Below are 11,679 nucleotides of genomic sequence, written 5' to 3' on the forward strand. Positions count from 1 at the left end.
TGGAAGATTAACTCGTTAGGTATGTTGGTGAGGGCGCCGGGCGGTGGGCATTGCGCGCTGAGCATTGCGCGGTGGGCATGGTCGCACGCAGAGGCGCGGAGAACGCAGAGTAAAGAATATAAGGGGAAAGAGGGATAATCGCAGAAGAAAGCGACACTGCTATTAACCGCTGGCCTGATGTGGTATAATCAAGGCAAAATGGAGCAGTAGCCATGAAGGTTCGTGATGTCATCAAGCTGATTGAAACTGACGGCTGGTATATGGTGTGCCAGAAGGGAAGTCACCGGCAGTTCAAGCATCCTACTCGACCCGGTCGGGTAACCATTGCCGGGCACCCTAACGATGACCTGGCTTCAGGAACGTTAAACAGCATCCTTAAACAGGCAGGACTGAAACGGAGGGATTAGAATTGCGGCAGTATCTGGTGATTGTCGAAAGAGCAGACGGCAACTACTCGGCCTACTCCCCGGACCTACCAGGCTGCGTAGCCACCGGCCGGACGGTGGACGAAGCCAAAAACAATATGGCCGTTGCTATGCGTATGCACATCGAAGGTCTTATTGAGGATGGAATTCCACTGCCTGAACCATCGACAACGGTGGATTACATCCCTGTGAACGCTTAGTGTTATAGAGTGGCGTAGGCCTTCAAGCCCATTCCAAATCGTCCACGGTGATACTGTTGGACGGTTTTCTTTTTATGGGTGAATTTCTTTATAGACGGGGGTCAGACTTATCGTTACGCGGTAATTACTATCCGGCCTTCCCGGCGGGCATGGTCCAGAATAACAGCGTCAGGCGCCCGGTCCAACCCAAGTGAAACCGCATGAATGGCATCATATCCTTCTCTTGTAAGCCTTTCAGCTAATCCCGGAGAAAGAGGCATATCAATAAGAAGCTTCACAGCCAGCGGTAGTCCTCGTGCAGGCCGAGGATCAGTTTGAGTTCGTTATCAATTTGCGCCATCGCGCCGGTGCCGGCGATGTTCTCGATGAATTCCTTGAGCCGGCGGGCGGCGTCGACCGCCCTTAGTTGTTCAACGAGGGCATAGGTCTTTTTGCCGGCCACCTGCAGCGGAACGTGAAACGGGGCCGGCCGCTTGACAGAGCTGGAAAGAGGAACAACCAGTACCGTGCTCAGGACATTGCAGATATCCGCCTGGACCACCACTGCGTAATGCGGCCCGCGGGTTTCGTGACCTTTTGTCTCCCCGAGAACGATGCGGTAGATGTCGCCTCGGCGCACCGGTCTAGGCATCTCTTTCTCCCTCGATACGTTTGATGTAGTCGTCCAAATCCTCCATACCGGCTTCGGCCAACTGGCGCGTTTCGCGCTGAGCACCGGCATCAGCGGCGTATTCCGCGATCGCCTTTTTTCTCATCAGCAGCGCTTCTCTGGCCAGGTAGGCTTTAAGCGCCCGGCGTACCAGCTCGCTCTGATTGTTAAACCCTTTCGCGGCGGCAATATCCTTTAATTGCTTGAGGGTTGCCTGGTCAAGCTTGACAGTGATCGATTTCACGGACGTGTCACCCCCTACGTACCTTTCGGCCGGCTATGTGTACATCATATAGTATGCCCAAAGGTAAGTCAACGTGTCTTACTTTGGGGGGTCAGACCTCAAAAGTTCAAAATCGCCGGCGTTTCGGCCGTTGATGAGGAGCGAGCCCGAGCAATTATATGCACCTTTACCGATAAAGAGTTTTCCTATACAGACGCTACGACTTTCGCCATAATGGAGCGGCTGAATCTGGAATACGCCTTCTCCTTCGGCCACCACTTTAAGCAGTTCGGGATCCAGCTTTTAGAAGACGAAGATTAGGGGCCAGACTTATCGTTACTTATCGTTATTCCAACCCCCATCGAACATCGAACCTTTGAACCTTGAACGTTGAATGTTGAACGTCGAACGTTGAATAGTCGGCCGCAAGCCCCGGGGAAATCCGGGGGGCACCTTCTCCCGCAGCGATACGGTTTCAACTCCACGAGTACTTCCACTAATTACTCCTTCCATATTGTTGGTTAATAAGGTAAATTGTTAGATGAATTAACCTTTTCGTCAGAAATTCCCTACCGCGCGCATTAAAATAATGTAGAAAATTTTTCCCGGAACCCCGGAACTTTTGCGACCCGTATCATGTCTAAAAGGTAATCCGGCAGTTCCGCGGCCGAGGAGGAATGCCCTCCTTTGGACAAGGTGAAACTGCTCGTTCAAAGGTCCCAAAAAGGCGACGCAAAAGCCTTCGAGGAACTGGTGGAGCTGTACCAGGATAAAGTTTATACGCTGTGCTACCAGTTGACCGGCAACCATGCCGACGCCCAGGACCTGGCCCAGGAAGCCTTCGTCAAGGCGTACAGCGCCTTGCGGGGTTTCCGCAACGAGGCCGATTTCGGGACCTGGATGCACCGGATCACGGTGAACCTCTGGATCAACTTCAAGCGCCGGCAAAAGACGGCGATCTCCCTGGATGAGCCGGTGCAGATCGAAAACGGCGAGGTTCCCCGGCTGGTGGCCGCCGCCGGCGAGTCGCCCGAAGAGGCGCTCGAAGCCAAGGAGTTCCGTTCCATGCTGTGGGCGGCGATGCGCGAGTTGTCCCGGGAACACCGGGTGATCCTGGTGCTGCGCGAGATGCAGGGTTACGCCTACGAGGACATCGCCCGCCTGCTGAACTGCTCGCTGGGCACGGTCAAGTCCCGGCTCAACCGGGCGAGGCAGGCGTTACGCGAGAAAGTGCGGGGAGAATAAGGCAGGTAATAACGATGAGGTGCGCCGAGGCAAGACAACTGCTGCCAGAGTGGCTGGAAGGCGAGGCCGCCGCCCTAGTTTCGGCGGAGGTCGAGAGCCATATTGCCTCATGTCCGGAATGCCGGGCCGAAGCGGCCCTGTGGCGGCGGATAGCCGGCGGCCTGCGCGAAATGAGCACCGAAATCCCCGCCCCGGCGGGCTTCGCCGCCGGAGTTACGGCCAGGCTCTCCACCGGGCGCAGAGGCATCCTGGTTAGCTGGTCGGACACCTGGAAGCGCGCGGTAGCCGCCGCGGCCGCCGTAACCATACTGGCATGCGGTTCGCTGGGTATAGCTTACCGGCTGCTGCCCAACCTGACCGTCGCCGATAACGGCGGCGACACGCCCAAGATGGCGATAATAGAGAATAACCCCGGGAACGACACGGTCGCCGATCCCGTCACACCCGATGCGACCAGCCCGCCAAAACCCCATAAGCAGGGTGTAACTCCGCCCGCGGCGAATCCCCCGTCCAACAGCGGCCAAGGCGGGAGCACCGTCCCCGACGACGCTGTGACGCCGCCAAACTTCGCCTTCCTCAGTACCGACCGGAAGGTGGTCATCCACACCACCCTGGTCCGGCTGCAGGTGGAAGACATCTCTTCCGCTTACCAGCAGGCGGCGACCGTAGCCAAGGGGCTTAACGGTTCGGTGGAGGTCCTGGCGGTGCAGGACGGCGCCGACGGGCGCCGGCAGACCGTGGCCGCCGAGGTCCCGCTGGATAAGGCCGACCAGGCCCTGGCAAAGCTGACCGGTCTGGGTCAAACCCTTGAGCGGAAACCCGACATCAAAGACGTTTCCGCTACTTACAACGAAAAGGCCGTCAGGTACAACAGCCTGCTGGCCGAGTGGCAGGCCACCGGGGACGCAAACCAAAAGGTCCTGCTGGAGGCCGAAATGAACGCCCTTAAGAAGCAGTTGGACGACCTGAGCCGGAAGGCCGAGCGCCAGACCATCGTCCTGATCCTTGAGGGATAGACGTAAGACTTAGGGTGTAAGGCGTAGAAGGCCAGAAGTCTGAAGTTAGATGTTGGACTTGATGAATAGAGGGACCCCGCCTGATAAAAGGCGGGGTTTTTGTTTAGCTAATCCACATGTTAACGTCCCGTATCTAACGGCTAACCGCCAACAGCTAACCGCCATTTATGGCGTTGGAGAGCCGGTGCAGAATGACCGCGGCCTCCGCCCTGGTCAGGTAGGATTGCGGCCGGAAAGCCGTCGCGGCATCGCCGCCCAGCAGGCCGAGGGCGTAGACCTTGACAACATCGCGGCGCGCCCAGGCAGGAATGTCCTGCCAATCTTGGTACGGGACGTTTTCCGGGGGCCTGGCCGGCTCGAGGTTCAGCCAGGCGCACATGCGTGCCACCATGGCCGTGCCTTCGACGCGGCTGATTAGCCTGGCCGGTTTGAAGGCACCGTCCCTGTACCCCGCGACCAGCCCGAGTTCCTGGGCGGCGCTGATCGTACCCCTGGCCCACGAAGGGATGCGGCCCGCGTCGGTATACGAAGGCTGCCGGTCCCCGTTGGGAACGAGGCCGGCCACCCTGGCCATCAAAACGGCCAGTTCCGCCCGGGTCACCGGTTTGTCGGGGCGGAAGGCGCCGTCGGGATAGCCGGCGACGAACCCCTTGTCGGCCATTGCGCGGATCTCCAGCTCGGCCCAATGGCCGTCGACGTCACGCAGCTTGAGCCCCTTGGGCGGAACGGGAAGATCGACGCTTTGCCCCGCTATCGCTCCCGTCGCACCGTCCAGCGCGATGAACTGGACGCGCGACACGCCGTCCCGGAAGGGGATGTAGGCGAAGAACTCGCCCTGCTCCGAAACCTTCACCGGGGCACGCTGCTCTCCCGGCACGCACAGGTACAGGGTGGAGGCCGTGGTCTTGCCCCGGGCGAAAAAGCCGTCGCGCACGGGTATTATGGTCAGGACGCTCAAGGCCGGCGGTTCGGCGGAGGGCAGCGTTTTACCCTTGACGGCAACGGCGACCGGTTCCCCGCCGGGCCCTCTCAGGGCGGTGACGGTGATTTCTTCGCCGGTAAACAGATCCGAAGGCTCAATACCCAAGCCGTTCTTGGTGACGACGGCCCGGCTGCCGAGAGGGTAAACGCCTCCTTCAGCAGTGCGCAGCGTACGGTCGGATTTCTGGTAAGACAGGAAATGCTCCGTACTTTCGGCGGCGTCGTCGGCGATGTCGATGCGCCGGGCCTCCTTCGTTCCGGGGGACAGGATCACCCGCACCCACTGACCGGGATAAAGCTGGTCCGAGCCGGCCAGCAAGCCCCAGCGGTAAACCTCGGTGTCCTTACCAAGCTGCAGGGATACGGCGGTCCCATCGTAAGCGGACAGGTAGAGCGAATCGTCGGTGGCGAAGATGACGCGCCCGAACATTACCGCCGAAAAGGCCGTGATGCTGATACAGGTCCGGGAATCCGGGATCAAGGTGGCGATGACCAGGTCTCCCGGTTGCAGCGATGACGGTGAAGCCGGCTGGCCGTTGCGGGTCACCGGGGCGCCGGGGAGCAGGCTGTAAGCGACGCCGGTTCCCAGCGAGAACCGGCCGGCGGCGTCGGCCTGGCCCAGGTGGCCGACAGCGATGCTGCGCCTGGCGGTAATGCAGGAAATCCCGGCTGTGGACGGCGCAACACCCAGCTTGACGGGCATGCCCGGCGCCAGTTGCTCGGCGCTCGCCGACAGGGAAGCCCCAAAGGGCAGGTTGTCCCGGTCCCCATCGACGACGGTGTCGTTGAAGAAGGTCGCCGCGTCGGGATGCAGGTAGAAAGTCCGGGAGTCGTCCAGGAGCCTGACGCTCCTGCTCAAAGGATCAACCGCAGCCAGGATGCCGTCGACTTCCTCGTATCCCCCTTCGACACTCCAGATCTCCTGGGTTGAAGGATTGAGCGAGGCCGTTACCGACATCCCCACGGGCAGCCGGTTTAAATCGGTGACGGGCCGGCCGTTCAAGCTAACCGGTACGGAATCGCCGGCCAGGCGGTAACCCCCCTCGCGGTTTTCGCGACTGACCCTGACCAGGACCGGGGCGCCGCCGGCTTTGAGCAGCCGGACGCCGCCGGCGCGCCACGTCCGGCCGTAGATGTAGGCCGAGAGCTTCCCGGACGCGTCGGTGAAGGAGTAGATATCGGCTCCGGGCGGCACGTTCGCGAGGCCGGTCTTCTTCCCGTCGACGGCCACGGCGAGGGCGGCGCTCTTGCGGTCGATCTCCCCGCCGCCGTCCAGCACCAGGCTGTCTCCGTTAAGCGCAGTCACGATATGCCTTTCCAGGGGCTGGCCGAAGACGAGGGCGTAATCCTGAGCGGGCTTGGCCGCGCCCGGCACGACGTTTTTGGCCACCGCCGCACCCTTAACCTCAATGAGGTATTCGCCCGGCTGCGGGTTGTCGACGACCACCTGTTCCACGTTGTTGAGCGTGTCCCTCTTGCCCTCGCGGCCGAAATCGTTGCCGTAGAAAGTTCCGGAAGGCCCCCGCACCACCAGGTCGAGGTCGTTGACCAGCGCCTTTTGCGCCCCCGGCGCCGCCTGGGGGTCCGTCCAGGCCAGCGTTGCTTTCAGCGGCGCGCCCGAACCGGTCACCCGGCAGCGGTAGGTCCGGGACGCCCCGTGGGCCACGCCGCCGGTCTCGTCGGCGGCCGCGAAGCGGCGTTCTTTGAGGGCGGTCACGGTGCCGGCCACGTCCAGGAGCCCGAAGCCCTGAGCCTGCCGGTCAACGCCGGGAAGGGGCCGGGCGCCGTTGATCAGCGCGGCCTTGATCAGGGCGGCGGATGGAGAAGCCATGTCTTCTTCTTTGATAAAGTACTCGCGCATGAGGGCCACGGCCCCGCCCCCAACGGCGGCGGCCATGCTGGTCCCCTGCATGCGCGTGTAAGCGCTGTTGGCCGGGAAGTTGCCCTCGATCAGCCCGGACTTGGCGGAAACGATCGACGTCCCCGGCGCCACCAGGTCGGGCTTGATGCGGCCGTCGGCCGCCGGCCCCCGGCTCGAAAAGGAGGCCATCAGGCGGGGGTCGGCGCTTTGCTCGCCGAAGACCGGGCGCGCGTTCCGGCCGGCGCCGAAAACGAGGGCGTTTTTGCTGTTAGCCTCGGGAGTCAGGCTTCCCGGTCCGGGGCCGTTGTTCCCGGCCCCGAAGACGACGGTGAAGTCGGGATGGCGGCGGACGAAGCGGTCGATCTGGGAAGAGGAAGAAAGGTAGGCGTTGGTCTCCCCGCCCCACCCGTTGACGTGAATGCGCGCTCCGCCCGCGTAGGCGGGCTCGAAGAGGGCGTAGAGGTCGGCGGGCGGGTCGATCTTACCGTTTTTGCCCAGGATGGCCTGGAAGAAGATGCCGGCCCCGGGGGCCACGCCCTTGAATTTGCCGCCCGAAGCGGCTCCGGTGCCCGCCACGGTTCCGGCCACGTGCGTGCCGTGGCCGGTGGGATCGGACTTGTCGCCCCCCGCCAGGGACTCCAGGTAGATGACTTTGGGCATCTGGCCGGGGACGTTGGCCAAGTCGGGGTGCAGGTCGGCATAAGAACCGGTGCCCAGACCGCTGTCGGCAATGGCCACGATCTGCCCGGCCCCGGTGAGCCCCCGCGCGGTGACGAAGTCACGGACGGCAACGGGCGACACGCCCGCAATGTCCCGGGCCCGGTCGTTGAGGAAGACCGGCGGGCGGTACTGTTCGACGAAAACGACCTGGGGCAGGGAAGCCAGGGTCTTGACGGCACCGGCAGGGATGACCGCGCGCAGGGTCGTCCCGCTTTCGCTCAGCCCCCTGGTGACTTTTCCGCCGAGCCGCTCCACCTCACCGGCCACAAACTCCTTGTCGCCGGCGCCGAAGGTGGAAATGGTTATTTCAAGTTCTTCACCGCTGTTTGCGTCCACCGCCGGCCCCAGACGGTCCTCGGCTTCCAGCACCTCGACGCGTCCTTTCAGAACGCGGTTGACCTTCGCCTCGGCGCCTTGAGGCACGCGCAAAAGCCAGCGGGAATCCCCCACCGGGTCCCCGAGCCTGGCTCCCGCAGCTTCAAGCCACCCGGCGAGCAGTTGGGGATCTGTCCCGGGGTCGATACGGACGACGTAGAGGTTTTCTTTGTTTGGCGCCGGCTGGTCTTGCCCCTCTTCCGGGCCCGTTCCCGGCAAAGTCACGCCGCCGAAGTAGACGGCCGCACTACTCAGGAAGGCGAGCGCAACCAGGACGGCGACAAGGGGCAGCAAGGGTTTTGTGAAACGCATAGAGCCACCTTTGACAAAGGATGACAGTCCTGTCAGTCAGTTAACATCTTATCACACTTCGGCCGCAGCCGGAACGTTCGCCTTGATGGCAATTTAAGCTTGAAACCGCTCATTAATTATTAACCCTCGGCCGAGCCCTGTTGTGACAGAGTGACCGCCGGCGGATGATTTGGTGGTATAATATGGTCAGGCGGAGAGGAGGCGCAAAGATGAATCTCCTTGACCAGGACGAATACCGGCGCTGGCTTGCCCAGGCCGAATATACGCTGTCTTCGGCTGAAAGGGATATGTTTGCCGGCGATCACGCCTGGGCCTGCTTTAAGGCCCAGCAGGCGGGCGAATACGCCTTAAAGGCCCTCGTTCGCGCTGCGGGAATGTTTGCGCCGGGCCACTCGACCTTGCGGATTGCAAGAATCCTCAGAGATGCCGGCTTTACGCTGCCCGATGATATGGAAAAGTGGTGCCGGGAACTTGACCGGCACTACATCCCTCCTCGCTACCCCGACGCTTATCCTTCCGGTAGCCCGTTCGAATACTATGACCGCGAGACGGCGGAACGGGCTGTTGTATGCGCCTCACGTCTCGTGCAGTTCGCTAAGGGAGTGCGGGCGGATGGAAAAAGTTCTTGAGGCCCGCCGGCAACAGCAAGCCCGTTACATAGATTTGGCCCGGGATTATGCACGCCGGCTTGAAGACCGCTTATGCCGCCCGCTGACGGCGATAGTTATCGGGTCGGTTGCGCGGGGCGACTTCAACCTCTGGAGCGATGTGGATGTCGTGGTGATCGCCGACGACCTCCCGGCCGACCCGCTGAAGCGGAGCACGATCCTCTATACGGACGTGGAACCCGCCATCGAACCCAAGGGGTATACGTACGGGGAATTCGCACGGCTCCTTGCCGCCGGGCATCCCCTGGCGCGGGAGGCCGCAGAAAGCGGGATCGTTGTCCGTGAAGCAGACGGCTGGCGGGAGCGGATCAGGCCGCACTAAAAGTCCCGGGGCTTGCAGATAATCTCGCGGATCTTGGTGTCGAAGAAATGCTGGGAGTGGGCGGGGCTGAGTACGACGGCGGTGTCGGCTCCCGTCCCCGAGCCGGCCACGGCCACAATGTCCTCGCCCGGCGGGATGAGCCCGGCGTCGCAGGCCATGCTGCTGATCTCGACGCACACCTTGAGGCCCTGGCCGAACATGCGCAGGGTCGCGGCGATGATTTCGGCGGGATAGACGCCGCCGAACTTGAAGCGCAGGGCGCGGTCGAGGCCCGCCATCAGGTGGGTGGTCGTAAGCAGCTTTACGCCCCTGGAAGCAAGTTCCCGGCGCATTTCCTCTCCCATCTCGTCCTCGCCGGGCTTCTCGAAGCCGGCCTGGTGGGTCACGCAGACCACTTCCAGGCCGCAACCGGCGGCCAGGAGCGCCGTCTTGCCCGAGCACGAGGCCACGACGATGCGGGGGATACCCAGCTCCTTCGCTCTCCTGACGGCCGCCTCGAGCGTCGCTTCCGTGTTGGCGGAGCCTTTGGCAGGCCAGTACATGAAACCACTCCTTTCGTGTATAAGCATTGCGCACTGCGCACTCCCCTGCACTATCCTGTCGGCCATATCCCTCAACAATGTTAAGCACAACAGAGACTGCAGAACGGCGAGCTTGAGCGCCTAATTCATACGTCTCCGGCTTGGGAAATCTTTGAGTTGAAACGGAGAAGGCGTCCAATGGACGCCTGGTGTAACAAATCGAGGGCAACATTACCTGTCACGCAACCTTAGACTACCTTCCTGAACAGCTTGTCGTACTTCGGTTTCGGGAGAACGTTGAGCATGCTGAGGGCCTTGCCGGTGCCGAGGGCCACGCAGCTCACGGGATCGTCGGCCAGGACGGCAGGCAGGCCGGTCTCCCTGGCGACCAGGGCATCGAGGTTGTCCAGCAGCGCACCGCCGCCCGTCATCAGGATGCCCTTGTTGACGAGGTCGGCGGCCAGTTCGGGCGGTGTTTTCTCCAAGACTTCCTTGACCGCCGATATCACGCTATGCAGCGGCTCCTGGATCGCCTCCCAGACCTGCGTGGTCGTGACCTCCACCGCCTTGGGCAGCCCGGTCATGACGTCGCGCCCGCGGATCGAAGCCGATCTCTCCCTGCCGCGGACGGGAAGGGCGCTGCCCACTTCTATCTTGAGTTCCTCGGCCGTACGGTCCCCGATCAGGAGGCCGAACTCCTTGCGAACGTAACGGACAATGGCCTCGTCGAACTTGTCCCCCCCGACCTTGATGGAAGTAGCGCAGACGATCCCGCCCAGCGAGAGGACGGCCACGTCCGTGGTGCCGCCGCCGATGTCCACGACCATCGCGCCGCTGGCCTGCGAGATGTCCACCCCGGCGCCGAGCGCCGCCGCCATGGGCTCCTCGATGACATGGGCCTGCCGGGCTCCCGCCTGGATGGCGGCCTGCCTTACGGCGCGCTCCTCTACCCCGGTGACCTGGGCCGGGATGCAGACCATCACCCGGGGGCGGAAGAAGAACCTGCGGGCTCCGGCCTTCTCGATGAAATATCGCAGCATTTTTTCGGTAACGTCGAAATCGGCGATCACGCCGTCCCGGAGCGGGCGTATGGCCACGATGTTGCCCGGAGTCCTTCCGAGCATACGCCTGGCTTCCTTGCCGACGGCGATGATCTGTCCCGTCTCTTTATTGATGGCTACTACGGAAGGCTCGCGCAGCACGATGCCCTTACCCTTCACGTAAACCAGTACGGTCGCCGTGCCGAGGTCGATACCGATGTCGGGTGCCCAATTAAACATTGCTTTCCCCCTCGATAAAGAAGTCAGAGGCCGGACTCGAAAGAAATCCTGCAATCTCCGAATCAATCTGCGAGTCAAAAGCCCGGAAGCCGGACAAGGATACAAGTTCCGATCATGCTTGTCCGGCAGGTTATCGTAAAAAGAAGCGAGCAACGGCAACACCGTGTTGTTCCTGGCGTACCTCGAAAGCAAGGCGCCGCCGGTCATAATCTTCCGCTGGTGTATTCTACAAGGTTCGGAAAGTTTCCTCTCCTTCTTACAAAAGTTTAGCCTGTTTCTTTATATTTCCTCCGGGTGGCTTCTCCGCCGCGCAGATGGCGCTCAGCCTTGTTAAACTCGAGTACCAGCCGCACCTTTTGGGCCAGCTTCTTATCCAGCGCAGGCAGACGTTCGGTCATGTCCTTGTGCACCGTGCTCTTGCTTACCTTGTAAACCATCGCGGCCTGCCGTACCGTGGCGTTGGTGTCCAGTATGTAGGCGCAGATGTCAAGCACCCGCTTTTGGATATGCTCCTGCATCACCCTACCTCCCGGTCCAGGCTGGGGCTGTTGAAAAACTTCGCCTGGCTTTGTCATGCTTGTCGTCCAGTGCTCACGTACCACCCAGTACGCTCCGCGCTGGACGGCTTCGCCTTCCGCGCCATGCTCGTTTTTGAACAGCCCCCTTTTTTTTTTTCAAACGACCCAGGCTGTATGGTGATTTATATGCGGATAAGCTTCGACAAATGCTTGGCCCAGACATGGCAAAAAGGGCCAAGGCCCTTCTTGCCATGTCGCACACTGGACCTTCTATGTCAATACCTAATTTTAATAACCCTGATTAGGCCGCCCGTAAGGCGTGCCGCTCCTTGGCTGCCAGGAATAGAGCTTCATCATAGGGGG

At 61.5% G+C, this 11,679-nt stretch carries 13 protein-coding genes and 1 pseudogene; 6 read left to right on the plus strand and 8 right to left on the minus strand.

Annotated features, from left to right (window positions below):
- Window positions 1-212 precede the first annotated feature (212 nt).
- Together ACUM6F_RS01680 and ACUM6F_RS01685 are read left to right on the plus strand one after the other, a co-directional pair.
- Window positions 213-407: a type II toxin-antitoxin system HicA family toxin gene (locus ACUM6F_RS01680; protein ID WP_445348210.1), complete on the plus strand. Its 195-nt coding sequence runs from the start codon at window positions 213-215 to the stop codon at window positions 405-407.
- Window positions 408-409: 2 nt separating this feature from the next.
- Window positions 410-625 (plus strand): type II toxin-antitoxin system HicB family antitoxin, encoded by a 216-nt coding sequence (locus tag ACUM6F_RS01685; protein ID WP_445348211.1) that lies wholly within the window; start codon window positions 410-412, stop codon window positions 623-625.
- A gap of 113 nt (window positions 626-738) precedes the next feature.
- Here the strand turns inward: ACUM6F_RS01685 and ACUM6F_RS01690 are convergent, their stop codons facing one another.
- The 3 genes from ACUM6F_RS01690 to ACUM6F_RS01700 are packed head-to-tail and all read right to left on the minus strand — an operon-like array spanning window position 739 to window position 1,518.
- Window positions 739-903 (minus strand): DUF5615 family PIN-like protein, encoded by a 165-nt coding sequence (locus tag ACUM6F_RS01690; protein WP_445348212.1) that lies wholly within the window; start codon window positions 901-903, stop codon window positions 739-741.
- Window positions 900-1,256, minus strand: coding sequence for a type II toxin-antitoxin system PemK/MazF family toxin (locus ACUM6F_RS01695; RefSeq protein WP_425620466.1), 357 nt, complete (start codon window positions 1,254-1,256; stop codon window positions 900-902). Before ACUM6F_RS01695 ends, ACUM6F_RS01690 begins: the two co-directional genes overlap by 4 nt.
- Window positions 1,249-1,518: a ribbon-helix-helix domain-containing protein gene (locus tag ACUM6F_RS01700; protein WP_425620467.1), complete on the minus strand. Its 270-nt coding sequence runs from the start codon at window positions 1,516-1,518 to the stop codon at window positions 1,249-1,251. The genes ACUM6F_RS01695 and ACUM6F_RS01700 overlap by 8 nt, the downstream gene beginning before the upstream one ends.
- A gap of 675 nt (window positions 1,519-2,193) precedes the next feature.
- Here ACUM6F_RS01700 and ACUM6F_RS01705 point away from each other — a divergent pair.
- The gene (locus tag ACUM6F_RS01705) at window positions 2,194-2,742 is read left to right on the plus strand and encodes an RNA polymerase sigma factor (RefSeq protein ID WP_425622187.1); all 549 of its coding nucleotides are present in this window, start codon (window positions 2,194-2,196) and stop codon (window positions 2,740-2,742) included.
- A 14-nt stretch (window positions 2,743-2,756) separates the two neighbouring features.
- Complete coding sequence (locus ACUM6F_RS01710; protein WP_445348213.1) at window positions 2,757-3,758, plus strand: zf-HC2 domain-containing protein; 1,002 nt, start codon at window positions 2,757-2,759, stop codon at window positions 3,756-3,758.
- Window positions 3,759-3,912: 154 nt separating this feature from the next.
- Here ACUM6F_RS01710 and ACUM6F_RS01715 read toward each other — a convergent pair whose 3' ends face one another.
- On the minus strand, window positions 3,913-8,007 hold the full coding sequence (locus ACUM6F_RS01715) for a S8 family serine peptidase (protein ID WP_445348214.1): 4,095 nt from the start codon (window positions 8,005-8,007) through the stop codon (window positions 3,913-3,915).
- 209 nt (window positions 8,008-8,216) lie between these two features.
- Here ACUM6F_RS01715 and ACUM6F_RS01720 point away from each other — a divergent pair, with 209 nt between their 5' ends.
- Both ACUM6F_RS01720 and ACUM6F_RS01725 read left to right on the plus strand, forming a co-directional pair.
- On the plus strand, window positions 8,217-8,636 hold the full coding sequence (locus tag ACUM6F_RS01720) for a HEPN domain-containing protein (RefSeq protein WP_445348215.1): 420 nt from the start codon (window positions 8,217-8,219) through the stop codon (window positions 8,634-8,636).
- A complete protein-coding gene (locus tag ACUM6F_RS01725) occupies window positions 8,620-8,997 on the plus strand; it encodes a nucleotidyltransferase domain-containing protein (protein ID WP_445348216.1) in 378 nt (125 codons plus the stop codon). Before ACUM6F_RS01720 ends, ACUM6F_RS01725 begins: the two co-directional genes overlap by 17 nt.
- Here the strand turns inward: ACUM6F_RS01725 and ACUM6F_RS01730 are convergent.
- The 4 genes and pseudogenes from ACUM6F_RS01730 to spoIIID form a co-directional block, all read right to left on the minus strand.
- A complete protein-coding gene (locus ACUM6F_RS01730) occupies window positions 8,994-9,539 on the minus strand; it encodes a pyruvate kinase alpha/beta domain-containing protein (protein WP_445348217.1) in 546 nt (181 codons plus the stop codon). The two genes, ACUM6F_RS01725 and ACUM6F_RS01730, sit on opposite strands and share 4 nt — an antisense overlap.
- A 58-nt stretch (window positions 9,540-9,597) precedes the next feature.
- Window positions 9,598-9,750 (minus strand): annotated as a pseudogene (locus ACUM6F_RS01735) (four helix bundle protein); the annotation flags it as partial.
- Between the two features lie 16 nt (window positions 9,751-9,766).
- Window positions 9,767-10,798: a rod shape-determining protein gene (locus tag ACUM6F_RS01740; protein WP_445348218.1), complete on the minus strand. Its 1,032-nt coding sequence runs from the start codon at window positions 10,796-10,798 to the stop codon at window positions 9,767-9,769.
- A 266-nt stretch (window positions 10,799-11,064) separates the two neighbouring features.
- A complete protein-coding gene (gene spoIIID, locus ACUM6F_RS01745; protein ID WP_425620477.1) occupies window positions 11,065-11,316 on the minus strand; it encodes a sporulation transcriptional regulator SpoIIID in 252 nt (83 codons plus the stop codon).
- Window positions 11,317-11,679: the final 363 nt, after the last annotated feature.

The sequence above is a fragment of the Desulforudis sp. DRI-14 genome (assembly GCF_052618305.1).

What these genes read in the sequence shown, in the direction of transcription:
- ACUM6F_RS01740 (WP_445348218.1), bottom strand. Translation starts at nt 10,798, where the DNA reads ATGTTTAATTGGGCACCCGACATCGGTATCGACCTCGGCACGGCGACC.
- ACUM6F_RS01715 (WP_445348214.1), bottom strand. Translation starts at nt 8,007, where the DNA reads ATGCGTTTCACAAAACCCTTGCTGCCCCTTGTCGCCGTCCTGGTTGCG.
- ACUM6F_RS01695 (WP_425620466.1), bottom strand. Translation starts at nt 1,256, where the DNA reads ATGCCTAGACCGGTGCGCCGAGGCGACATCTACCGCATCGTTCTCGGG.
- ACUM6F_RS01680 (WP_445348210.1), top strand. Translation starts at nt 213, where the DNA reads ATGAAGGTTCGTGATGTCATCAAGCTGATTGAAACTGACGGCTGGTAT.
- ACUM6F_RS01720 (WP_445348215.1), top strand. Translation starts at nt 8,217, where the DNA reads ATGAATCTCCTTGACCAGGACGAATACCGGCGCTGGCTTGCCCAGGCC.
- ACUM6F_RS01730 (WP_445348217.1), bottom strand. Translation starts at nt 9,539, where the DNA reads ATGTACTGGCCTGCCAAAGGCTCCGCCAACACGGAAGCGACGCTCGAG.
- ACUM6F_RS01725 (WP_445348216.1), top strand. Translation starts at nt 8,620, where the DNA reads ATGGAAAAAGTTCTTGAGGCCCGCCGGCAACAGCAAGCCCGTTACATA.
- spoIIID (WP_425620477.1), bottom strand. Translation starts at nt 11,316, where the DNA reads ATGCAGGAGCATATCCAAAAGCGGGTGCTTGACATCTGCGCCTACATA.
- ACUM6F_RS01710 (WP_445348213.1), top strand. Translation starts at nt 2,757, where the DNA reads ATGAGGTGCGCCGAGGCAAGACAACTGCTGCCAGAGTGGCTGGAAGGC.